Annotated in this window: 14 protein-coding genes; 5 read left to right on the top strand and 9 right to left on the bottom strand. The window is 54.6% G+C overall.

Going from position 1 to position 24372, the window contains the following annotated elements; genetic code table 11:
• Positions 1–18: 18 nt before the first annotated feature.
• From LA756_RS04760 to LA756_RS04740, 5 genes are all read right to left on the bottom strand, one after another.
• Complete coding sequence (locus LA756_RS04760) at positions 19–2523, bottom strand: FAD-dependent oxidoreductase (protein ID WP_224438731.1); 2505 nt, start codon at positions 2521–2523, stop codon at positions 19–21.
• A 99-nt stretch (positions 2524–2622) separates the two neighbouring features.
• Positions 2623–4293, bottom strand: a complete 1671-nt coding sequence (locus LA756_RS04755) for an FGGY-family carbohydrate kinase (protein WP_224438730.1) — start codon at positions 4291–4293, stop codon at positions 2623–2625.
• A gap of 2 nt (positions 4294–4295) precedes the next feature.
• Entirely contained in the window at positions 4296–5930 is a 1635-nt protein-coding gene (locus tag LA756_RS04750) for an L-fucose/L-arabinose isomerase family protein (RefSeq protein WP_224438729.1), read from the bottom strand.
• 5 nt (positions 5931–5935) lie between these two features.
• Positions 5936–6862 (bottom strand): dihydrodipicolinate synthase family protein, encoded by a 927-nt coding sequence (locus LA756_RS04745; protein WP_224438728.1) that lies wholly within the window; start codon positions 6860–6862, stop codon positions 5936–5938.
• Between the two features lie 54 nt (positions 6863–6916).
• Entirely contained in the window at positions 6917–8440 is a 1524-nt protein-coding gene (locus tag LA756_RS04740; RefSeq protein WP_224438727.1) for a sodium:solute symporter, read from the bottom strand.
• A gap of 420 nt (positions 8441–8860) precedes the next feature.
• Here LA756_RS04740 and LA756_RS04735 point away from each other — a divergent pair, with 420 nt between their 5' ends.
• A complete protein-coding gene (locus LA756_RS04735; RefSeq protein WP_224438726.1) occupies positions 8861–9631 on the top strand; it encodes a GntR family transcriptional regulator in 771 nt (256 codons plus the stop codon).
• On the opposite strand, the gene LA756_RS04730 is transcribed toward LA756_RS04735, so the two are convergent.
• Positions 9628–10989, bottom strand: a complete 1362-nt coding sequence (locus LA756_RS04730; RefSeq protein ID WP_224438725.1) for a sulfatase — start codon at positions 10987–10989, stop codon at positions 9628–9630. The two genes, LA756_RS04735 and LA756_RS04730, sit on opposite strands and share 4 nt — an antisense overlap.
• A gap of 538 nt (positions 10990–11527) precedes the next feature.
• On the opposite strand from LA756_RS04730, the gene LA756_RS04725 reads away from it, so the two are divergent.
• Positions 11528–15280 (top strand): sulfatase-like hydrolase/transferase, encoded by a 3753-nt coding sequence (locus LA756_RS04725; RefSeq protein ID WP_224438724.1) that lies wholly within the window; start codon positions 11528–11530, stop codon positions 15278–15280.
• 11 nt (positions 15281–15291) lie between these two features.
• Here LA756_RS04725 and LA756_RS04720 read toward each other — a convergent pair whose 3' ends face one another.
• Entirely contained in the window at positions 15292–16212 is a 921-nt protein-coding gene (locus tag LA756_RS04720) for a PLP-dependent cysteine synthase family protein (RefSeq protein WP_224438723.1), read from the bottom strand.
• Between the two features lie 164 nt (positions 16213–16376).
• Here LA756_RS04720 and LA756_RS04715 point away from each other — a divergent pair, with 164 nt between their 5' ends.
• Complete coding sequence (locus LA756_RS04715) at positions 16377–17195, top strand: sialate O-acetylesterase (protein ID WP_224438722.1); 819 nt, start codon at positions 16377–16379, stop codon at positions 17193–17195.
• A gap of 23 nt (positions 17196–17218) precedes the next feature.
• Here the strand turns inward: LA756_RS04715 and LA756_RS04710 are convergent, their stop codons facing one another.
• Together LA756_RS04710 and LA756_RS04705 are read right to left on the bottom strand one after the other, a co-directional pair.
• Positions 17219–18820: a proprotein convertase P-domain-containing protein gene (locus LA756_RS04710; RefSeq protein ID WP_224438721.1), complete on the bottom strand. Its 1602-nt coding sequence runs from the start codon at positions 18818–18820 to the stop codon at positions 17219–17221.
• Positions 18821–21442 (bottom strand): secretin N-terminal domain-containing protein, encoded by a 2622-nt coding sequence (locus tag LA756_RS04705; protein WP_224438720.1) that lies wholly within the window; start codon positions 21440–21442, stop codon positions 18821–18823.
• A gap of 661 nt (positions 21443–22103) precedes the next feature.
• Between LA756_RS04705 and LA756_RS04700 the strand changes: the two genes are divergently transcribed.
• Both LA756_RS04700 and LA756_RS04695 read left to right on the top strand, forming a co-directional pair.
• Entirely contained in the window at positions 22104–23096 is a 993-nt protein-coding gene (locus tag LA756_RS04700; protein ID WP_224438719.1) for a DUF1559 domain-containing protein, read from the top strand.
• Positions 23097–23240: 144 nt separating this feature from the next.
• Positions 23241–23627 (top strand): carboxypeptidase-like regulatory domain-containing protein, encoded by a 387-nt coding sequence (locus LA756_RS04695; RefSeq protein ID WP_224438718.1) that lies wholly within the window; start codon positions 23241–23243, stop codon positions 23625–23627.
• Positions 23628–24372 lie beyond the last annotated feature (745 nt).

Raw genomic sequence — 24372 nt, 5'->3', positions numbered from 1 at the left:
TCGGCCGCTGCCAGTTAACTACGGCAGTGGCTGAACGATCAGCCAGTTGATGCACGTATTCGTTTTCGTATCGGGGCGGCCGATTGTAACCGTCAATCGACCATCCTGTACGCGAACGTCAGCGGAGAGCTCTCGAAAGCTACCGGTCGCAGTATCGACATCGTTCGCCAGCAGGTGCCCTTCCACCGCCAGGTTCTGGCCGATCTGTTCGTGTCCGGCATCCCCCAGGCACACTGTCACGCGGTACTTCCCCTGCGGCACGCGAAGCTCCCAGACATCCTCGGCCCGGGTAAAGACAAACGTATTTCGCAGCGGCGTAGCGCTTGCTTCCCGCACGCGAATGTTCTTCGTGAGATTGGCCTGCCAGCCGAACCCTTTTTCCGACTGAAAGCGTTCTCCCGAATCATTGACCCAGGGTGATACCTCATTGGCGTTGGCCGCAGTGAAATTGAACGCCATTACGTTGTCGGCCGCGAGCAGCGTGGCATCTGGTATCCCGTCTCGTGCAGGATTCGGCTTCCAAGATACACGGCCGGTAGTAAACGGCAGTGGATCCTGCAAGTCAGGAATTTGGTCGTTGTCGGCATCCTGCTTTGACGAGCGTGGCCAATCTGGTGTGGGCTGTTGAGAAAGCTTGCTCCAGATCAAAACGGCCGCATCGCGCCGCGTCGGTTGGAGCGGTAACGCTTCGAACGCCGTAATATCGTAGCCTTGCGATTCTGCTTGGCGAATGATGGTCGTACGCCAGGCTTCAGTTTCCGGCTTATCCGCGTCGAACTTCGTATCGCTTGGGCTCAACTCCAGCAGCCTACGTACGGCCAGTTGCTGGATCGCCGCGAAGCCTGGGTCGTATGGATCGACGTCAGCGAACGGCCAGACCGTGAGCGGCGCTCCTTCGTTTCCGGCGATAAGCCCTTGCCAGATTTCGGCGAGCGCCGTGCGATCGAAGACCAATTCGCGCGGGTCCTTCTGATGCCGCAGAGCGACCGCCGCCGCGGCACCACTGGCCTGACCGGCATGGATCGCCTGATCGTGCAATCGGCAAGACGAACTGACAATACTGGTGTAACCCAGGTTCTTCTGGGCACCGATCAGTCCATCGGTTTGCTTCGGTATCAGGGCCCTTAAGGGAAAGAGGGCCCGGCCGGTGCCATCGCGACCGAAGCGACGATTGCCACGGAAATCTGCTTCCCACGGCCCCTGCTCTTTCGCTTCGGTTCGCCATGAACGCCGAGTTGGGTGGAAGTCGAGCTCGAACTGCCACGAGAAGACCGCATCGGGATACATGGCGGCCGCATAGTTAGGGCGTCCCTCAAAACCCAGCACTTCTTGTTCAGGAATAACATGCATCGCGTCGAGTCGGATGCCTTCGCGAATATACGGTTTGGGGGGCAGCCGGTTGGGTGTGCCAAACTCGTCGCTCAGCGCCATGCGGCGAAACTTCGGGTACTTCTGTTGAAGGTAATAAAGAAACTTCAGCGAGTGGTTCTGGGCATCGGCGTAAACAATCTGTCGCTGCTGGTGAGTCATCGCGGCCAGCGGTTTTTGCGAAGCCCCCTTTTCCGTTCGCTCGAGGGCCGCGGCAACGTCAGCCGGAAAAACGTCCAACGGGTAGTCGATCGGCGGTGTGTTGATCAGCAAGATATCGGGATGATCGATCTCGGCGTACCCTTCCCCATCGACCAACCGCCGCGTGGTGTAAGCGAACTTCTCGTCGATCCAGCCCCAGCGACCGGTGAAGTAGCGTTCGTCATAACCGCTGGGCATGGGGATTAGCGATTCGGCATCTTGCTGCTCGAGAATCATGCACCACGTGATAGGGTTCACGTCGGTCGGCGGCTCCGCTTTGGCTGGGGCACTCGGCTCGCCATACTCGTCCTGCGAGTCGACACCCACTTCCCAGCCAGCCCCCGACTTTTGAATGACGTCTCCCCAGTCACTCGCGTCGATGGTTAGCTTCGCATGCACGGTGAGGCGCGGCTGCGAATCGGTGGCCGTGAAACGAACCCCTTCCACACGATGGTCGTTTGCGATCACGGAATCGACCTGGTAGTTCGAGAACCTTTTGATTTGCCCGGTCGCTTCATACGGGGCCAGCAGTTCGCGGAAGACTTGTTCAGAAACGATCGGACGACTCGTGGTGATTACTCGCGTATTGCCTGGGCGGCGAATACCCCCATACAGTTCGGCATTCTTCGACTCGATCGCGTCGATCACTTCGCGAAAGATGCCACTGCGTGGAATCGGCACGGTGCCGTCGTATCCGTGCCCGCGGTTCTCGTCGATCGCTCCGAGCGCTTCGGCACTGAATTGCCCGCCGAGCCACTCGATGTCGTTCACAAGAACGATGTTCTTTACCCCCATCCGCGCCGCTTGTACAGCCGCGGCACAGCCTGATTCGGTTCCACCGACCACCAGCAGATCGACTTCGACCATTGGTGCTTCTTGGGCAGAAGCCGAGACGCTTAAGAGGTTGGCGAGAACTACCGTCAGGCAGATCGATCGAATCGCGCGACAACGCATGGGTGGGGCTCCGAAATGCGAGGTGGGATGGGATACGCATGTGGAAAAGAGAAGTCAGGTGCGGTCCCATCATAAGCGCTTTAGGAGCGGTTCACAAATTTATTGCGGCGCGTTTTGCATCTGCTTTCGATAGGCCAACTGATCATCGTGCAACCGGTGAAACACGTCGTACTTCGCTTGATGGTACGTCTCGGTGGCGCCTCGGGTGGGCGAAAGGATTGTCTCGGCGGCGCTCATCGTTGCCATCGCATCGAGCAGGTCTTGCTTCTCGCCTGATGCGACCGCTCCTAGCATCGCGCTACCTAACAGGACCGATTCCGGCTCTTTCGGCAGCACAACGCGGCAACCGGTGATGTCGGCGTGCTCGCGCAGGAAAACACGATTCTTCGTCCCACCGCCGCATGCAAAAATGGTATCGATCCGATAGCCGGCGATGTTCATCTCAGAAATGATGTGCCGCGTACCGTAGGCGATTGCCTGAATGGTGGCCAGGTACAACAGCGCCAAGTCATCCAGCGTTGCCGAAAGCGCATATCCGCTGACCATGCCGCGCAGAGAAGGATCGGCCCAGGGAGATCGGTTGCCGTGGAAGTAAGGGCACACATGCAGTTCGTGGGTCAGCGAAGCCGGTACGCTCTTTCCTTCGGCCAGCGTATCAAGTCGATCGTTCAGCACTTCGTAGACGCTTTTCCCAGACGACTCGGCTTGCTGCTGAAGTTCGGCCGACGCGCCATGATTCTGAATGACAAAGTCGATCAACGCTCCAGTCGCCGATTGGCCCCCTTCGGTCAGCCACATTCCGGGAATCATGGCCGAGTAATACGGGCCCCAAATCCCTTGAATGAATCGTGCTTCGGCCGAGACCGCCATGTGGCAGCTTGATGTCCCGCCAATCAGGGCCAGGCGTCGTTCCAAGTCGCTCGAACTTGGTGAAACGCCTTCCAAAGCCGCACCAATCATTCCGATCCCACCAGCATGGGCGTCAATGATCGACACACCGACGGCCGTTCCTACCGGCACGCCCAGTTCCGCGGCGGCGGTGGCATTCACGCCGCTGCCGATCGGGGCGCCCATCGGCTGCACGGTTTGACCGATTCGACGAAAGTTCTCTTCCGCTAGATCTTCCAGGCCAATCTCTTGGAAGTAAGAGGTATCCCAGCGGCCAGTTCCGCCGGCATGCTGTTCGTGGGCGAGGTAGGTCCATTTGCAGACGGTGCTGCAAAGCGAACGCGTCTCGTCCCCCGTCGCGCGATAGGTCAAAAAGTCAGGCAGGTCGAAAAACTTCTCGGCACGTTGCCACGTTTGCGGGAGGTTTTCTTTCAGCCACAACAGTTTCGGGGTTTCCATCTCGGGCGAGATCTTATAGCCGACGTACTTCAGCACATCGTAATACTCCCCTTCGTTGATCCGGGCGGCTTGCTCTTTGGCGCGGTGATCCATCCAGACAATCACGTTTTGATCGTCGTTTCCGTCAGGGCTGACAGTGACCGGATTTCCGTCGGCGTCGGTAGCAACCAACGAGCATGTCGCATCGAAGCCGATCCCCTTCACCGAAGCGGCGTCGATGTTGGCCTCGGCGATGGCAGTCTTCACGCAGTGACAAACGGCTCGCCAAATGTCGTGGGAAGATTGCTCGACAAAGTCCGCTTTGGGGCGGAACATGGTGATGACTTGAACCGCCGAAGCGAGCATCTGTCCGTCGGTGGTGAACACGCCGGCTCGTGCACTTCCGGTACCGACATCGACGCCAATAAAGTGACTCGCCGCCATCGTTACGCTCCTTGCTTCCAAGGGGTGCCATCCTTCGCGGTCCCACACAGGTTCACGCGAATGCCCAGTTCGCTGGCCATCGCGGCGCGCGTCCACATGGCTTCATCAGCGGCGGCCGCGTCGTTCGCGTACACCACTTGCACATGGTTCGCTTGATGTTTGGCCATCATCTGATCGCGCGTCACGCCGTAGGTCACTCCATGCATGATCGGCCAGACCGATGTCGTCGCGTCGAGCCGACGCTGCGTTTCTTCCGTCGGCAAAGCAATCGATTCACCGCGACCGAGATCCATGTGCAGCGCGTCGTCGGCGACGTAGATACGCGACCAAACAATCTCGCCAGGTTTGGAAATGCCTGACAGCGTGGAACCACCTTTGGGGAAGTACATGGGCGGCTGGCGATACCCGTGGCACTGTTTCCAGCCCCCGAGATGTTCCGCAGGTGCCGAGCCTGAGATCTCGAACACCCAGACGTAATCGTCGGTGGTGCCTGACGCGTCGGGGCAGCCCCAGCGAAGATCATGCAGCGTCGTTTCAACCGGCTGATTTAGCTGTTTGTGAATACGTTGAATGAGAACCGCATCGAGCCCCGCACATTCGTCCACTTCGTTGAAATGAGGGATGCTTTGTCCGGCAAACAGTTCTCGCTGACCATCCCGATCGAACACCGGCGGGCGATGCGTGCTGTTGAGCGTTCCTTCGACCAAGTCACTGGCCGGGGTCATGTCTTTCAGCCCTTGCTGGTACTGAATGCCGATCGTCTCGCAGCCGAAGTGATCGGCCAAACGAATCGCGGCAATATACATGCGGCACTGCTCCAGCACTTGTGCTTCGGTCAGATCTTCCGCGTCGTTCGTGCCAAAGTGAAACTGCATTCCCTCGGCAACGAACCAATCGAATGCCTTCTGTGCGTCGGCGTCGCTCACTTCGCGCATCTCGGCAAACAGGGCCGATTGGCTGAGTCGTTCCTTAAATAGTCCGAGCGGATGCAACAGGTGATCGGGAATGATGGCGTTGAACATGCCCATGCAGCCTTCGTCGAAGACTCCCATGATCGCCTTTTGCTGGCGCAGTTGCTGGGCCAATTGCTTGCCGAGCGTGGCAGCTTTCTCCGGAATTTGCGACAGATTGAGTGGCGAGACATGCTCGGTCGAATGTTCGCAGTGGCCTGTTTCGAGCCACGTTTTCAGATGGTTTAGAAAGAACTCGTCGGTGAAGTCTTCGCTCCAAAGCGTCGAATAGTTCGTCCCGGCTTTGGTCAACGAGCCATTAAGATTGAGCATGCCGACCAGGCCAGGCCATTGGCCAGACCAGTTGGCGACCGTCAGAATTGGACCGCGATGGCTCAGCAGTCCTGCCAACACATGATGCGAATATTGCCAGACCGCTTCCGCGACAATCAGTGGCGCGTCGGGGTCGATCGAACGAAAGACTTCCATGCCGCGCTTTTGGCTATCGATAAAACCATGCCCCTCGTCGGTCACTTCATGGGCACGCTGCAGCTGGTAACCCAGCTTCTCGACCGCCCCTTGCAAGGCATCTTCCAACGCCTTCTGAGCCGGCCAACATTTTTGGTTCGCGGAAAGACGAGAGTCGCCACTGGCGATCAACTGCACAGGGGGGTTGGATGAAGACATGGGGCTTAGCTTTGCGTTACGGGGATGTCGAGTTCGTTCAAGATCTGGGCGACTTGAAGACGTTGGGGCTCGCGGAAGTTATGAAATGGTTCGGCCATGAAGTCGCTGCAAATACCCATCAGGGACAAGCAGCACTTGGTCGCTTTGATGTACTTCGAGGCGTACTTACCAATCTCGTACACTTGCTGAAAGTCTTGGATGCGTTGATGCAGTTCGGCCAGCTTGGTCGCGTCGCCACTTCGTTGGGCTTCGTAGCAGTCGACAAAAAGCCGTGGCGTGACGTTCGCTCCGCCAGCCACCGAACCATCGCCACCCAGCTGCATCGCCTCCGGCAGTTTCGCTTCAGGGCCGATCATCACCGACCAGTCCGTTCGAATCGCTTTCAGCTTGGCAGCTCGCTCGAAGTAGTTCAAGTCGCCGCTGCTATCTTTCAAGCCCACGATGTTTTCCAGCTCGGTCAGCTGCTTGAGGGTCTCTTGCTCGAACCAGACCTTCGTCAACTGCGGCATGTTGTACAGCATCAACGGTAGCGGAAGTTCGGCGTTGATGTTGCGAATGTAACTGAGCAGTTCCGTTTGCCCTGCCGGAAAGTAATATGGCGTTGTCAGCACCACGGCCGCGGCTCCGGCATCCGCCGCATGTTGGGCCAATGCCACCGACTCGACAAACGCCGTATCGGTGATGCCGACCAACACAGGCACGCGGCCATCGGTTTGTTGGCAGACCGCGTCGATCATTTCGCGTCGCAGCCGATAACTTAAGCTCGGAGCTTCCCCGGTACTGCCGAGAATAAAAAGCCCATGCACGCCCCCGTCGATCACATGTTCGACCAGCCGCGAAAGGCCTTCCCGGTCAAGCTCGTCACGACCCAGTAAAGGAGTCACCAGCGGCGGAATGATGCCATGATACGTTTGCGTCGTCGAATTCACCAAGTTGTCCCTTGTAGGATGGATCGATCAGCCAGCGGCCGAACGGTTTTTTGTTGTTTACGTTGCGTCGGTGTCGTCTTCACGTGGAGGCGAACCAAAGAGGCTGGCCACCGCCCAGCCGACCAGCAAGATGGTAAGCGTTCCGAACACAATGGTCAGATAGCCATCGAAGGGGCTCGCCGCCACCGAAAGACTTTCTGGCCAGAAGTTGGTACGAGAAAGCGTCATCCACAAAATGGTGACGACTCCTAGCAGCACACCCAAAATCGCGGCCGGGTTGCCTGCTTTGCGAGAGAGCATGCCGAGCAGAAATAGCCCCAGCATGCCGCCGCTGAAGATCCCGGCCAATTGCCACCACGCGTCGAGAATGCTCTTCACTTGAATCATCGCGATGGCGGTCGTCGTCCCGATCAAACCCCAGGCAATGGTACTGACATACAGCACCACCATCGAGCGTTTCTCGGACGCTTCAGGATCGATAAAGCGGCGATAGAAATCGGTCAACGTCAGCGTGGCGGCACCGTTCAAGCTGGTCGAAAGGGTACTCATCGCCGCGGCAAAAATGGCAGCGACCAACAAGCCCGACACACCGGTCGGAAGGCCAGCGACAATAAAGTACGGAAAGACACCATCCCCTTTGCCTTCGGCAATTTGAGCCTGAAGAGATTCGGGGATCAGGTCCGGTTGAACCGTGTAGTATGCGAACAACGCCGTTCCGATCCAGAGAAACACAATCGAGATTGGAACGTAAATCAGCGCACCCAGCCAGACCGATTTACGGGCCTCGCTATCCGATTTGGCGGCAATGTAACGCTGAACGTAGCTTTGATCGATGCCGAAGTTTTGCAGATTGATAAACATGCCATAGACCAGGACGACCCAAAACGTCGGCTCGGCCAGGCTGAGATGGAACGAGCCGAGGCTGAATTTGCCGTGACTGTTGGCCACTTCCATCATCTGAGCAGGACCATCCGGCATGCCCAGCGGAAGCATGATCGCACATGCGACGGCACCGACGGCAAGCACGATACTTTGCAGCGCGTCGGTCCAGATCACTCCTTCGATGCCACCCAGCAGCGTGTATAGAGTCGTCAAGCCGCCGGTGACGATAATCAGCGCCGGCACGTTCCAGCCGAGCAACTGATGCAGCGGCAGCGCGAGCAAATACATGACCGAGCCCATCCGCGCGATTTGCGTTAGTAGATAACATGTCGCAGCGTAGGTTCGAGCCCAAACGCCGAAACGCTTTTCTAAGTGCTGATAAGCGGAGACTGCATCGCCTTGGCGGTAATATGGCACGAACCAGGTCGTCGCAATCCATGCGGCCAGCGGCAACGATAAGCTGAAAGCCAACGCGTTCCAGTCGCTCGAATAAGCTTTGCCTGGCAGCGCCAGAAAGCTGATACTACTGACGTAGGTCCCAAAGATCGACAGTCCAACGACCCAACCAGGCATGGAACGACTGGCAGCCATGTACCCTTCCGGGTTTCGACTGCGACGAAAGAACCAAACCCCAAGCCCCACGACTCCCACCAAATAAATCACGAGCACGGCGACGTCGGCTGCGGCAAATTGGTGCACGGGGACAACTCCTTGGGGCGGGGAGCCAAGTGGAACGATGAGGAAGATGACATGTTGGAATACCACTGGTATCCCAGCAGTATGAACGCCCCGAGAACGCATCGCAAGTCCTGAATTGATTCTTCCCCTAAATCGCGGCCGGTCGATCGTTAACGAGCCGAACTCTGCCGTTTCGTACTCGTATCTGTCCCGAATGTGCGCGAAGTTTGCGCCAAGTCTGCGCGGAGACATCAGCGAGTTAGCAGCTGCAGTATCTTCTAAGGCCGCTTCATGCACCCTAAAGCCTCACGCCAGAGCGGCTCGCTCTGGAACTGGGCGCGCAATTGGGTTAGGGTTCATGAATCGGCGTAGCCACCTGATGAGGGCTACCGAAAGCTGTTAGACTTCCCATTTTCTGCGATCCAACTCGTTTGGTCCTTCATGGAAAACATCCCTCGGCGTCAGCAAGCCTACCAATACATCCAGCAGCGTATCCTCTCTGGCGATTTGCCGGCCGGAACTCAGATCTCGGAGCTTGCGCTGGCCAAAGAAATTGGCATGAGCCGTATGCCGATCCGAGAAGCGATTCGGCAGCTGGAAGTGGAAGGCCTCGTGCGTCAAGTTCCTCGTTTCGGAACGATCGTGCACTCGCTCGATCGATCGGAAATGGCCGAGCTGTACGAGGTTCGCGAAGCTTTGGAAAGCCACGCCGCCGAGGCAGTCGCCGAGCATCTGAGCGACGAAGACAAGCAGATCCTCGCGATGCTTTGTAAGAAGATTATGGAGACCGCTCGGGAGCTTCGCGCGAGCCAGGAACGCTCGTTCAGCCCGAAGCAGTTGCAAAGCTTTCTGGCCGCCGACATGGGCTTTCATATGGTCATCTTGCGAGCCAGCGGTAACCGCCGGATGATGAAGATCGTGTCGGATCTTCGCGTGCTGTCGCGGATCTTTACGGCCAAACGAGAACCGCACGACCTGAAGATTATCGTGAGCGTTTATCGTTACCATCGCCGGATTCTCCGAGCGTTGAATAAAGCCAACGGACAACTGGCACGCTACTGGATGCGCGAGCACATCCGCGAAAGTCGTCGATTGGCACTCGAGTCGTTCGACCGTCGTCAGGCAATGGGAGAAGCTCGCAGCGCGTTGCCGCTGGCATTGCCGCAAGATCTGTTGGAAGAGATCAACCGGATCGAGGCAGGCGAAGCTTAGCGAGGTTGTGCCAGACGGGCATTCTGCTCGCTCAGCATCTGCTGCAGGACGGTCTTTAATGTCGCCGCTTTTTCCGGTTCCGATGAACTTCGATCCTGCTGCTCAGATAGATCATTCTGCAAGTCATAAAGTTCGACGCGATCTTCTTCCGCGAACCAAAGTAGCTTGTCATTTCCTCGACGAATAGCCGATTGAGGACGCGTTTTGCTGACGGCGAAATCATCCACGCCGATCGTCGGCAGAGCTTTGCCATATCCGCGTTCCGGGTGATAGTAAGGAAAATGCCAAAGCAGCGTTCGCTCGGTGTTCGCCGAGGATTCGTGTGAGGTTAAATCGATCGGCTGGCCATCCACATCGGCCGCTTTGCCTCCGGCCGCGGCAACCAGTGTTGGTAACAAGTCGTAGCCAATCACCGGCGTCGCGTTCTCGCGATTCACAGGTACATTGCCATGCCAATACGCGATCATTGGAACGCGAATGCCACCTTCATATAGGTTCCATTTCGAGCCTCGCAGCGGGGCATTGCCGGTGTATTCAGGGTGACCGCCGTTGTCGGAAAAGAAGAGGACGAGCGTATTCTTCGACTGCTTCGATCCATCGACCGCCGCTAAGATTTCGCCGACGTGATGATCGAGCGTTTCGAGAAAAGCAGCGTACTTCACGCGATTGGCACGATTCGCGACGTCGGCAGGAATCGTACCTTCGTAATGATCGACCAGCCAGGCCAAATTAGTCCTGACCGGCGTATGCACATAGAACGACGAAGCCATCACAAAGTAAGGTCGATCATGCTCTTGGCGAATGAAATCACAGACATGCTGCACCATCGAATCGTTTGTGAATGTACCTTCCTCTTCGATCGTTTCCGGACGCTGTCGATTCCAAGCATATGGATGAGCGCCGAAATCTTCGACGGCCGTTTGAAAGCCTTGGTTTTGCGGACCATGCGTCGGACTCCAGCCGAGATAACGATTGTGATGCTGGTTCAAATGCCACTTGCCAAAGAACGCCGTTTCATAACCGAGATGGGTAAGGCGTTCCGCGATAGTATTTTCTGCAAGCGGCAAATTGAGCGTTAGCGGTGGAGCTTCCAGCAGCGTTTCGACATCGATGTTCTGCCGTCCCGGTTTCTCTTTCGTGACGAACTCGAAGCCGAGTCGAGCGGTCGTTTTGCCAGTCAAAATACTGGCTCGCGAGGCTGAGCAAATCGGGGCAGAAGCGTATGCGTTGGTGAATCGTGTGCCACGCTCGGCCAGCTTGTCGATGTTGGGCGTGCGATGCCAACGGTGGCCGTAGCAACTCAAATCGGACCAGGCAAGATCGTCCGCCAAGATGAAGACGATATTCGGTCTTGTCACGTCGTCTGCGCTCGCCAGATTGCAACAACCAAACAGGCAAAACAACGCTAGAAAAATCAGGGAATTGGAGTGGAACATGACCATGTCGCTCCGCCGAATGAGTGGCGTTCGAGATGAGATTTAAAATGTATTCGTTAAAAAGTATAGCAGAGTGTACAAGCGAACTTCACAGATGAGTTAGGATGACCGGCGATCACGTGGAACGCACCTCTGTTCATGCGTCCTATCGGTCGTGCGCTCGCAACGACAGCTGACATCGATAGCCGCGTTCCGGAAAGTCATTTCGGGAAAAATCGTATCTGAAAATACTTGACGCATGGTGTCGGACGCAATAGCCTGGGATCCCAGCAGGATTCATTGCATTCCAATTCTTGCTGTCAGAGATTCAAGGGACCCAAGTTGCGCTTTCGTGATTCGCCCGATGTTTCGTACGGAAAAGACGTTACGAATCGGACGCGTCGTGGTAAGCTCGCGTGGTAGTTGTTGGCCTGATCTCTCACCCCTGTCCGTTTCGCCCCTCCCCGAAGTGTGCTCGCTCATGTCGTTAAACAGCCCCTGCTCTTCATCCGCTACGATGCTGTGGCGAACTCTGTTTTTGCTTTTGGTGTTCAGCGTAAGTCCAATTGTCGCTGACGATTCGCTCGAGATCGTCGAGTTTCAGAACCCTGGTTTGAAAACCGACTTGGGCGTGGGACTTTGGGCCTGGCCGATGCCGATGGATTGGGACGAGGACGGCGATTTCGATCTGATCGTTTCCTGCCCTGATGTTCCGTTCAACGGAATCTATTTCTTCGAGAATTTAGGGGACGATCCAAAATATCCGACATTCAAACCGCCGGTAAAAGTTGGTTCCGGAATGCACTCGGTGCATGTTTCTTACGTCGATGGGAAACCGCGCGTTTTGTCCCCCGGCACCGAGTGGGTGAATTTCCTGGGGAAGGAATTCAAAGAGAAAAAAACGATCTATCCATCGAAGAATATTCATTCCAATAGAGTTCGCGCAAACCAATGGCGCTACGTCGATTACGACGATGACGGAGCACTCGACCTGATAGTCGGTGTGGGCGACTGGACCGAATATGGTTGGGACGATGCGTTTGACGAAAAAGGGAATTGGACCCGTGGCCCGCTGCATGGTTATGTCTATCTGATCCGAAACTCAGGTACCTCGGAAAAGCCGAAATATGCCGAGCCAACCCGCTTGGCAGCCAATGGAAAACCGGTCGACGTGTTTGGAATGCCATCTCCTAATTTGGCTGACTTTGACGGTGATGGTGATCTCGATTTGCTGTGTGGCGAGTTTCTCGATGGCTTCACGTATTTCGAGAATGTGGGGAGTCGCGCTCGTCCGAAGTTCGCTCAAGGCAAGCGTTTAGCATACGAAGGCCAACCGCTGGCGATGGACTTGCAGATGATCACCCCGAACGCCTTCGATTGGGATGGCGATGGTGACATGGATCTTGTCGTCGGCGACGAAGATGGCCGCGTTGCGCTGGTCGAAAATACGGGAAAAGTCACCGATGGAGTGCCTGTGTTTCTGCCTCCGAAATACTTTCAGCAGCAGGCGAAAGCCCTGAAATTTGGTGCGTTGGCCACTCCGGTTTCGGTCGACTGGGACAACGATGGCGACAAGGATATCGTCGCTGGCAACTCGGCTGGATATATCGGCTTTTTTGAGAATCTAGACGGCGGAAATCCTCCGAAATGGGCTGATGTCCAGCTGTTGAAAGTGGATGGTGAACCGATCCGACCGCAAGCTGGTCCGAACGGCTCGATTCAAGGACCTGCCGAGGCAAAATGGGGTTACACAACGCTCAGCGTGGCCGACTGGGATCATGACGGCAAGCAAGACCTGATCGTTAATTCGATATGGGGAAAAGTGGAATGGTACCGCAATAAAGGCTCTTTAAGCGAACTCGAAGCGGCAAAGCCGGTACAAGTTCAATGGCAAGACACGCCTCCGCAACCAGCTTGGAATTGGTGGAAGCCGAAAGCAAACGAGTTAGCTACGCAGTGGCGAACTACGCCGGTTGTGATTGATCTAAATCAGGACGGTTTGAACGACTTGGTGATGCTTGACCATGAAGGCTTTCTCGCGTTTTTTGAGCGAACGAAACAGGGAGATCAGCTTGGTCTGCTACCTGGCAAGAGGATCTTTACGAATCGACGTGGAGAACCGCTGCAACTGAACGCAAAAACGGCAGGTGGTAGCGGTCGTCGAAAGATCGATTTTGCGGATTGGGACGGAGACGGAAAGCTCGATCTGTTGCTGAATAGCCGAAACATTGACCTGATGCGAAATGTCTCGACGGAAGAGCATCCGTGGGCGTTTGATGCCCCGGTCCAAGTTCATCCTCATCGCCTCGCCGGACATACGACCAGCCCGACGACCGTCGACTGGAACAAAGACGGCCGGCCTGATCTGTTCATTGGTGCGGAAGACGGGCATTTTTATCATCTCGAAAACAATTGGAAGCCATTCCAAGAGGAGCAAGTTGGCCCGATAAGTATTGAACGGCATCGCTTAGTGATTGCGGACTTTGGCAACGGGCAAAAAGCTTACGGCAACCGAAATTACGTCTGGGAATCGGTGCCAGATCGATTCGCCGGATGGAAGTTTGTACGGGGCAACGGAGGCGAAGCCGAACCGCTTTTCGTTACGGCAACCAAAGCAACGAACGTCTATTTCGCAATTTCCGCCTCGGTCAAACCGAACCAACTCGACGGCTGGGAAGTGGTCGAGGACGGTCGTTTTCAGTATTCCGACGGCGGGCACACGGCGATGCAAATCTATCGACGCGCATTGGAAACAGGCGATCGGATCAGTATTCCACAATCGACGTGGACAGGAGGCATATTGTTGCTGCCATCGGAAGAAAAAGCCGAGAAGGTCAGCATTATGCAACCCGATGGCAAGCGGCGTCCAAATGTTCTGTTTATTGCTGCGGACGACCTGCGCGTGCAATTGGGATGCTATGGCGACTCGCTCGCGGTGACGCCAAATATCGATGCGTTGGCGAACAACGGAATGATGTTCCAGCGAGCCTACTGCCAGCAAGCTTTGTGTAATCCCTCGCGTACTTCCGTCATGACGGGGCAATATCCTCATACGCTTGAAATTTGGGACCTGCCCACACATTTTCGAGAGGTTCAACCAAGTTTGGTAACGTTGCCCGAGCACTTTAAAAAGCATGGATACTTCGCGCAAAGTTTGGGCAAGATCTACCACAACTATGGTCAGAAAATAAGAAACGACCAGCAATCGTGGTCCGTTACTTCCCGGTTTGATTGGGGGCCTCATTCCAGCGATTGGTATGTTGCGGGAGAGCCGTTTGAAATGCATCGCATACCCAAGGGCGCTGCGGTTCAAAACGTTGATGTTCCTGACGAAGCTTACTTAGATGGAAGAATCGCCGACGCGGCGGTGGAAGTGATTCGAGAACGGGCACGTGCAAACGGCCCATTTTTTTTGGCTGTAGGTTTCTGGAAGCCACATCTTCCCTTCAATGCTCCACAGAAATATTGGGATCTCTATGATCGAGACGAGATTGCCAAACGTATCGAGTCGTTGCCGCCATCGACCGCGCCAGACATCGCGAGGCATGATGGTCGTGAGCTTCGAGGCTATACCGATGTCGCCAAAAGCGGCCCAATCTCACAGGAGCAAGCAGCCGAACTGAACCATGGATATTACGCGGCGATCTCTTTTCTGGATGCCCAAATTGGCAAACTGATCGGGGAGCTCAAAAAGCAAGGTCTCGCGGACAACACAATTGTTGTTCTTTGGTCGGACCATGGGTTTCACTTGGGCGAACATGAACTGTGGTGCAAGACGAGCAACTTCGAATTGGATGCACGTGTCCCGCTGATCATTTCAGCTCCGAATAAAACGACAACCGGAAAGGCGACCAACTCGCTTGTAGAGCTCGTGGATCTCTATCCGACACTATGCGAACTGGCGCAACTTCCAGTTCCGGAACAGGTCGATGGGGATAGTCTCGTTCCGGTACTTAATGACCCCAGTGTGCTCGTTTCGGACATTGCGTTGACCCAGCATCCGCGTCCGGCTTATTACAAAGGCAAGCCTGAGGTGATGGGATATTCGCTGCGGACAGATCGATTTCGTTTTACGCAGTGGCGAGATTTCAATACACAGCATATCGTTGCCGCAGAGCTGTACGATCACCTAAACGACCCGGAAGAGTCGACCAATTTGGCAAACGATGAATCGCACGCTCGGACTGTCGAATTGCTTGGCCGGAAGTTATCGGAATACCTAAGTACCAACTAGCGGTTACTTTGCTATTGAAACAAATCGGTCGAGAAGTACCGTTCCATTCGGTCGGGAAATACCGTCAAACAGACCGGCTGATCGTTGCGTGACTTATAGGCTTGTACGGCTGCCAGATAGTTCAAGCCGGAACTGGGCCCGACTGGAAAGCCGGCCCGAATGAGGTTTCTCGTTGCCTCGATCGCTTCTTCATCGGAAATCTCGAACTCGATCAGGTCAGGTAAATTGGCGGCTTGAAAGATTTCCGAAAGTCCGTCGACCACGCCAGGTATTCGTTTGCTGAAGCTACAGCATTCGACGTCTGATATCAGCTTGTTGCTAACTGGCCTCGCAAGCACCGGCGTTATCGTACAACCAGCGGCGATCAAGCCTTGCGAAACACCAACGAGCGTTCCGCCGGTGCCGACACCGCTGACGAAGACATCAACGTTGCCACTAGGTATCTGGCAAAGCACCTCGGCGGCCGTCTCGTCGCGATGGGCTTTGGCGTTATCAAGATTTGAAAACTGTTGCGGCCAGAATGCGCCTTGGGTCTCAGAAATTTCCTGGGCAAGACGAATGGATGCATCGATCCCGGCGTCGGCTGGCGTCAACTGAACGTCGGCGCCGTAGGCTCGAATTATCTTGACGCGTTCCGGGCTCACACTTTCAGGCATGATGGCTGTGAAGGAAAGTCCAAGCTGGGCTGATGCCAGCGCAAAGGCGATGCTGGTAGAACCGCTCGAGGCTTCGACGACCGAATCGCCAGGTTTTAGTTGGCCACTTCTTACCGCTTTGGACAGGATGTATCGGGCGATTCGATCCTTCGTCGAGCCACTCGGATTTAAATATTCAAGCTTGCACCAGACCGGCACGCCGTACGCAGGAAGCTCGATGGGAACGAGTGGAGTGGTGACACGACTGTTAGCGAGAATCGCGAGTGGCTGAATCATATTGGAGTGGCGGCTACCAAAAACTAAACATGCAAAATGGCGCAGTGCGAAGGTGAAGTATAAATTGTCTGCCGAAGAGATTAAAGTAAGGAAGTTGTTTCCTTGGATCTAAAGTTGATCCTGCCCCTTCTAATTCGCTCCGCAACTCCTTCGCAGAATCCCTCATGAGAAAAACCGTACTGTTTACGATCCTGCCGCTGCTGTGCCTATTCGCCATCAGTTTCAACGCGTTGAATGCCGAAGAAACGAAGCTTCCAGAGAAACGCGACTTTCATCTTTACCTGTTGGTGGGACAGTCCAATATGGCTGGACGAGGTAAAGTGACCCCGGCCGATCAAGAGGAGAACACCCAGCTACTGATGTTCAATCAGGATGGCAAATGGGTTCCCGCTGTCGATCCCCTGCACTTTGATAAGCCTCGAATTGTCGGAGTCGGACTGGGGCGGACGTTTGGCCTCGAGGTTTTGAAGGCAAATCCTAGCGTGACCGTTGGGCTGATCCCTTGTGCGGTAGGTGGTTCGCCGATTAAGTCTTGGGAGCCTGGGGCGTATGATAACCCAACGAAGACTCATCCTTACGATGACGCGATGAAGCGAGCCAAAGCCGCGCTTGAAGCAGGCCAACTCAAGGGTATCTTGTGGCACCAAGGCGAGTCCGATTCAGGTCCCGGCAAAGCAGAAGTTTATCAAGAGAAGCTAACGCAACTCATCGAGCGATTTCGTAAAGAATTGAACGCTGAGGATGTGCCGTTTGTAATCGGTCAGCTTGGCAAGTTCGAAGAGAGGCCTTGGAGCAAAGCCAAAGAACAAGTCGACGCAGCTCATCAGGCAATCGCGGAAGAAGACGAGAACGTTTTGTTCGTCGAATCGGATGGATTGACGCACAAAGGCGACAACGTTCATTTCAACGCCGATTCGTATCGCGAATTTGGTAAGCGATACGCCAAGGCGTTTCTTAACTGGCAAAAAGCCAACGACGATTAGTTGGCTGCCAGCCGCCGTTGTCGTTAGTTATCAGAGGCATCTTGCTCGGAAGATGCCTCTTCTTCGTCGTTCTCTTGCGGATTGAGCCGTTCGTCAACCGAGTCGGGGTTATCGACTGCCTCTTGATCGGGCTGAACCAGCAAGGACCAGCCATGAAGGATTCCTGAGCGTTCGCTTCGGCTCGCACGAATCATCAGCTGCCAAGTACCTTTCAGGTTCTTGCCGCGATAGTGATTGAGGCTTGTCTGCCGTTTTTCGGTTGCTTCCGGACGGTATGTTCCACGAAACGGTGCACGTGATCGAGTAATTCGTTCGCCGTTGTCGTCGTCGAAAATCGTCTTGTCGAAGTGATCGTCGCTACCACCAACACCTGTAAACAGCTCGATACGCTGACCGTCAGGACCGATCAGATAACCATCTAGCTGTTCTGTGTAGGTGTGCGTGATGGAAAGCTGGACGTTGAGGTCACCAATCAGGTAGTCGTCGCTCACTTCAATCTCGGAAACGATGGTCGAACGAGGCAATAGGAGGTGGGCCTGAGAGTTAGAGAATTCGCCGCCGACTACCGTCTTCGAGGTAAGAACTTCATCGATGGTGATAATTCCATCCTGGTTGTTGTCGTACGAAGTGAACTCATCGAGCGTGGCTTGATCCCACTGATCGGTGAACTCAGACATCAGGACTTGCTTGTCGTTATTGCTATCTCGCTCGAAAAACCATGTCGGAATCGCTTCTTGGTTCTGGCTGGCTTCTCGTTCCAGAGCTTCGTTCAAATAACGCGCGAACTCCTCTTCATCGACGGCTCCGTTTCGGTCGTAGTCGACTTTGGCCACCGAGATCCCGACGCTGGCCATCTCTTGAGGGTCGAGCTGATCATTTCGATTGAAGTCATAGCGTTCGATGATGCTGTCGGCAAGCGATGCACTGCCTCGATCTCCATTTCGCGAACTGCCGGCTCGCATGCGGCTGCTACGGCGACTCCGATCGTCCGAGTCGTTGCGTGATGGCTGCGATGGTTCGATGCTTCCGAGCGACATGATTTCACGTTCGCTTTCGGAACGTCGGCGGGCATAACGCTGCGTCAACTCAAGTTTCGTGAGATGTCCGTCACGATCGAAATCGGAATCGAGCGGATCATGGCCGTCCCAACGAGCACGTTCGATCTCTTCCGGGCTCAACTTACCGTCACGATTTCGATCCCAACGTCGTAATGTGGATGACGCTTCGTCGAGATCGGCTTGCGTGTAGGCGTAAGGGACTTTACCCAAGCCGAATTCAGGGATCAGCGGTTGATCAACAGGTCGTCCGAATCCTTTCAATCCTGGTTGTTCTTCCGGTGTCGGCATCGGGGCGTTGCGATCGCGGTTTTTGCGTTGGGCATGGAGCCGCGCAGCTTGCTCGAGCTTTTCCACCGAATTTGGGCGGGAAAGACTTAGGCCATACGGTACCGCGAATTCTTCCAGGTATCGGCGACCTCGATCGGAGATTTCGTCAGGCTCGATGTAGCCGTTGTTGTCGTCGTCGATACGGCGAATCCACTCCCCTTGGGCAAGCAATTCGGTCGGGACGAGCAGTAATGCGCAAACCGCCAGGTAAGCAAGCGATCGGTATTGGATGGTAGTCATTTATCGACCTCGGCTGTTTCGCGAATTGGAATTACGCGAACGAGACGACGAGCTGCTACGGGAGGAATTACCGGCCTGCTCGGCGAGGACTTGTTCAATCATTTCCAAGTTGATGCCGTTGCCGGCCGTGATGACGCGGACGGCTCGTTCGCTGCGGCGATCGACCGATTCGACTAGCATTTCTACTTCTTTGAACAATGCGTCCGGGGCGGTGATAACCAGCGAATTACTTGCCTCATGCACAGCGACCGCCATTGTCGGTTTGCTTCCGCGGGTCGGCTTTTCCTGGAAGCCTCGCTGTTCGTCGCCCTCTCGGCGTTCGTTTCCGTTGTTGCCACGGTTGTTTGCGTTGGCTTGATTCGCTTGAGCACCCCGCTGGGCCGACATGTCGACACGATCTGGGAATGCTTCGCGGATCATCTCGGCAACTTCTTCGGCTCGAGCATGCTGCAGTTCGATCACACGGGATCGACCAGACGTTTCGATCTCAGTAATACTCGAGTCTTTGTCAACGATCTTCATGTAGTTTTCGATCGTCGCAATATCTTCCTTAGTCCCCTGGACAATCAAGCGATTCAAACGTGCGTCGGAAACGATCGTGGCGGTGCCAGCGGTGACGGTTGTCATGCCATCTCGCTCGAAGAGAAGGCTGCCGTAAAAAGGATCGATGCCGCCGACGGAACCTCGAACCAATGTATCGGATGGGGTATCGCTCAGAGCGTTTCCGCCATCAAGCAAATCGGCAAGCATCTTCACGGCTTCTTCCGCCGAAACGTATTTTAAATAGTAAACAACGGTCGGCGAGATCATGTTCTTTTCCTGCGTAGAAAGCAGGCGAAGATGTTCTTCGAATTGGTCGAGGGCTTGGACATCGTCCGATTGAATCAAGATGCCGTTTGGGACAACTTGACTGCGAATAGGGGCACGACTCGATTTGGTATGCGATGCCGTGTTGATCGTATCGCCCCCTTCGGAAATTGAAACGAAGCCATCTCGCGTTTCAACATTCTGTGGCTGCGGCTTGTTAGGCGTTTGCCGAATGTCTGTGGATGGGGTTTGAGTCCGGATCGTTTCATGCGGGGTCTTGGTTTCGATCGTGCCGTCCGGGTGAATCGTTCGTTCGATGATTTCCTGACGGGGTGCTTCCGTTGGCGTGAGAATCTGAAGGCGGTTATCCCCTTGCCAAGATTCCTTCGCCGACTGGAGCAAGTCTTTTCGCTGTGGTCCGGTCACCGGCACGAAGCGTAGGCCTTCGTTGCTACTGGGACGTGCGCCCAAGCGTTCGACAAGTTGTTCGATTTGCTTGATCTGATCGGCCGTTCCACGGACGAAAAGGCGACGGTTGCCTGGGTCGGCGTCGACCTTCGGAGGTGGGATGCGTCGCTCGTCGTCATCACGATCATCGTCTTCGCCTGGCAAGTCAAACATCTCGCTGATCAGCGAGACGGCAAAGTAAGGTTCGACCGAGCCAAGTTCGACGACGGAAAACTCAACCGAAGGTGCTTGCAGTTCTTGAATGGTATCGCGAATGAGTTGATGCACTTCCGCATCAGCCAACGCAACGATCGTGTTGCTGTTCTCTTGCATGGAAAGGCGAAGATTCTTCTCCGCCAGAATCGTCTGAAGCACGTCGTAGATGACCTGCAAATTATCCCCGCCGACTGGATGCGATACGAGCGTTTGTTGGGTCGGGGCCTCTTCCTCTTCTTCCGGAATATCGATCACTTCCAAGAGAGCGCCCAAACGAGTCAGTTTTTCATCCGAGCCGACGGCGAATAGTCGCTTTCCTGTCAGGTCGGTCGTGATCGTAATGTCGATTCCACTCGATTCGTTTTCCGGTATGCCAAGGTGCGTCCCGGCCACTTGAATTACGGTATTCGCATCGACATGCTTCAGATCAAAACGACGAATAGTGGCGTCGTCAGTTTTGGGCTGCTTCATGTTGGCGAGAACTTGAATCGCGCTGCGAAGGTTCTTTCCGGTGTCGGTAATAATCAGCTGGTTAGACTTCGGCAAAACAACTGGAGTGGTCATAAGCGAAAGAGGCTGCATTTCGTTGATGGCTTCCGTGGGAATGACATCCCCCAGAGCAACGAAACACTTGGCGACTTCGTGATCGTTCAGTTGGTCTAACTCGGAGACCGAAACAACACGAGCCATGGCGTCGAGCTGTTGGATTCCGCGTGGATCGCCAAGATTAATTACCGACAAAAGCTCGCCACGGCGTACGAGCGTGTAACCACGCGGAAGCAGGAACAAGTTCAGTCGAGCAATTGCCTCGTCGACCGAGAAGTACTGTCGATCAGAGTAGGTGAAACTGCCGGTAGGAACGTCATCGACGTAAAGGGAAAGCTCCCCTGCCTCGGCGAGCCAGTCTAACACTTCCCGCCACGATGCGCCGCTAAACGAGAATCGAAGCTTGTCTTGCACTGAAGCAGTCGAAGTTTGCGACTCACTAACCTCGGGTGTCGAGGGAGCGTCAGTTTCTTCCGCAAAGATCGGCGGCGAAACAGGAGTTACCGCATCCTGGGCATTCGTTGTCGTGGCTGTGAAAGAAACGAAAACGGTGACCAGAAGAATGCAACAGCATTGCTTCGGCAAGGAATTGGAAGCGCGTGACATGGTTTGTTTCACTCAGTTCAGATTCCAATCCAAAGCGGATCAAACCACTCTAGAAGGAACGGTGGCATTCCAGGGTCGCCTCTCCGAGAAACGGGCCATCGAGAACTGAAACGCAGCAACAGGTGGGACTACGAATCTCGAAACCATGTTCAAGGCAAATTTCCATCAAAAGGAAACTGCCCGGCGGGAAAGGGCGAGATGAAGCTGCCGGAAGGTTAATAGGCGGGACAACAAATCTATGTAATGAACCGTTTTAGATCGTTTGCCTGAATTCGTCAACGTTTTCTTTTACCGCATCCTTGAGCTTCGTTTCACAGAGATGTATCGAGCAATCTCAGTTCTCGCGAAACGAAGTGGTACGGGGTTCCGCAAAATTGTCTTGGAAGCACCACGGATGAGGGAGAGCGAGACTTGCCAATCAGGGGCACTGTAGCTAGCAAAAAGTGTTAATGCAAAGTGAAAATGCGAGACGTGAAGCAGGTTCCTTTCGACGTCTGCGCAAAACGAAGAAAGTTTGACTAAATATCGTAGAGAATTAACCGTATCTTCCTTGATAGAATCGGCAGTGTTCTTTGTGGAATTCGTTCTTTTCCTCAACTTGACCGGCCGCATTAAGCATTTGCCGGATCATGACCGTCTTTCTTTTCCGAAGGGGATTCTTATGAGAAGTTACGATCGACCAAAGGCCTTTACGCTTGTGGAGCTATTGGTCGTAATTGCCATCATCGGTGTGTTGATTGCTTTGTTGTTGCCGGCCGTGCAACAGGCTCGCGAAGCAGCTCGCCGGATGCAATGCAGTAATAACTTGAAGCAGATCGGTCTCGCCCTGCACAATTACGAAAACACTCACTTGGTGTTCCCACCTGGCCAGTGTTTGGATGGTGGATCACCGGATGCTTCCACACATGCATTTATTCTTCCGTTTCTAGAACAAGGGAACAGCTACAACCTGTTCGATTTCCGTTATTCGATCAACGCGCACTCGAGCAATATTGAAGCTACGAAGCAGCAGCTGGCTCCTTACCAATGTCCGTCCGACATTCAGCCGGCTGGTAATACAATTGGAAACGGAACATTTGTTTATGGCGGAACGAGCTATGTTCAAAACCTAGGTGCCAAAGGGACTTTGGTTAGCAGCGAATTCGACGCAAGTCTGGCTGGTCCGTTCTACCGCAACTCTGATACGAAGTTTGCCAACTTCACGGATGGCACGTCGAATACGGCTGTCTTTTCCGAGATTAAGAAGGGGCCAAGTGGAGCGGCACTTAGGGTTGTACCTGCTGGCGATCCGAATGACTTTCGCGTCGCGACTTCTGTTACCGCTGGTTTCTGGGGAGCAGACGCCGAGACGCCTCCTTCCGATTGCGAAACGCGTAGTACCCAAGCTTGGACCTACCGCGGATTGCAATACTATCGCGGAGCAGTCGTAACAACTTTCTACACGCACACACTGACTCCTAACGCTCGTCGACGAGACTGTATTGATGGTTCCAATGGCTCTCGCGGTCACATGGCGGCTCGAAGCTACCATCCTGGTGGAGCTCAGACCTGCTTCGCAGACGGGTCGGTATCATTCATGACCGACACGATCGAAGATGGAATCTGGCGTGCGATGGGCACCACGGCCGGTGGCGAGATCGTATCGCGTAACTAGACGAAATAGTCGATTGCCTGATTGGGCAGCGAACGTTTACGTAGAAAGTTAATTGAGATGAAGGCCAACGTGTTAAAGCACTTCCGTTTTGTCAATCGGCGCACGAGTCTCTCGTGCGCCTTATTGCTAGTGGCAAGTCTTGCCATGGGCTGCACCGACGTGCCGACTGGAGATATCGTACCGACAGCGCCTGCTTCAGGAGTGGCAACATTCCAAGGCAAGCCGCTAGAGTACTATCAAATCCAGTTCATTCCTGAAGAAGGTCGTCCAGCCGCTGGCGTGACCGATGAAGAGGGGCACTTTACCCTCGGAACGAACGATGTCGGGGATGGGGCACCCAGTGGGTCGCACCGTGTTGTGGTCAGCTACGTTGGCCCGCCACTTCCGCCTGATTATGGTGTGAAGAACTTCGATCCTATCCCGCCACCGAAGTTCAAAATACCGAAGAAGTACAGCGATGCCGACACTTCCGGGATTGTGGTCGAAGTGCCCGAAGATGGTAAGACGGACATCGCGATTGAATTGAACTAACGCTGTCGGAATATCGACTCTCGATTCCGACCGATTGAAGAATCATCACCGCAATCTCGCGGATGATGATTGGGACAGGACAACTGGTGTCTGAGTGCCGGTTTCTTGGCGAACAAGCCAATCACGATTCGATCGTTGAATCGTTCTCGTCCCACTTCTTACCATCACAATTCCGTGGCACGGAAGGCCTGCGGATTGGATCCTTGGGCAATGTGATCTCATGTGCTCAAGTTGCAATGCACGAACAGTCGCCTAGCGAGAGCTCGTCTATCAACGAGTCTGCCTAGACCGATGTCTTGAGCGTCTACGGTATTTCTGTAGCGTTAAACCGCGTTCTGGCGATGGGCATTAGCCAACTTCGTGGAGTGTCTCCCCTCCGCTTATTCGTATTGATGAACGAATTAAAAGTACTTTGCTTTCGATGAGAACCTACCGAAGGCTCCGGAAACGTCGTGATCGTCAACGAAGCCAGGCATACGCCTCGGTAACAACCATCTTTAAGAGCACGGAGATCCGCAGCTACAAAGCGATGTCGGCAGGCAGATTACGGCTTGGGACAGCAGAACTAGTGCGGTACGCGTAGACAAGACACGTCGATCGCGAACAATGTCTTAGAGGATACGACAATCCTTAGCGTATCGCCTTTTTGGAATAAATACCGTTGCGATCTCGTTCGCTCGCCCAAGTGCGCGAACGAGAGTCTTAGTAAATATGCCTGCAAGCGATCTTCGGCCAGCTCGATCGG

The sequence above is a fragment of the Bremerella sp. TYQ1 genome (assembly GCF_020150455.1).
Taxonomy (GTDB): domain Bacteria; phylum Planctomycetota; class Planctomycetia; order Pirellulales; family Pirellulaceae; genus Bremerella; species Bremerella volcania_A.
This window is presented reverse-complemented; position numbering and strand designations above follow the sequence as displayed.

Bases quoted from the DNA above. Each gene is read 5' to 3' on its own strand.
- LA756_RS04760 (WP_224438731.1), bottom strand. From the start codon at position 2,523: ATGCGTTGTCGCGCGATTCGATCGATCTGCCTGACGGTAGTTCTCGCC.
- LA756_RS04755 (WP_224438730.1), bottom strand. From the start codon at position 4,293: ATGGCGGCGAGTCACTTTATTGGCGTCGATGTCGGTACCGGAAGTGCA.
- LA756_RS04750 (WP_224438729.1), bottom strand. From the start codon at position 5,930: ATGTCTTCATCCAACCCCCCTGTGCAGTTGATCGCCAGTGGCGACTCT.
- LA756_RS04735 (WP_224438726.1), top strand. From the start codon at position 8,861: ATGGAAAACATCCCTCGGCGTCAGCAAGCCTACCAATACATCCAGCAG.
- LA756_RS04725 (WP_224438724.1), top strand. From the start codon at position 11,528: ATGTCGTTAAACAGCCCCTGCTCTTCATCCGCTACGATGCTGTGGCGA.
- LA756_RS04720 (WP_224438723.1), bottom strand. From the start codon at position 16,212: ATGATTCAGCCACTCGCGATTCTCGCTAACAGTCGTGTCACCACTCCA.
- LA756_RS04715 (WP_224438722.1), top strand. From the start codon at position 16,377: ATGAGAAAAACCGTACTGTTTACGATCCTGCCGCTGCTGTGCCTATTC.
- LA756_RS04710 (WP_224438721.1), bottom strand. From the start codon at position 18,820: ATGACTACCATCCAATACCGATCGCTTGCTTACCTGGCGGTTTGCGCA.
- LA756_RS04705 (WP_224438720.1), bottom strand. From the start codon at position 21,442: ATGTCACGCGCTTCCAATTCCTTGCCGAAGCAATGCTGTTGCATTCTT.
- LA756_RS04700 (WP_224438719.1), top strand. From the start codon at position 22,104: ATGAGAAGTTACGATCGACCAAAGGCCTTTACGCTTGTGGAGCTATTG.
- LA756_RS04695 (WP_224438718.1), top strand. From the start codon at position 23,241: ATGGGCTGCACCGACGTGCCGACTGGAGATATCGTACCGACAGCGCCT.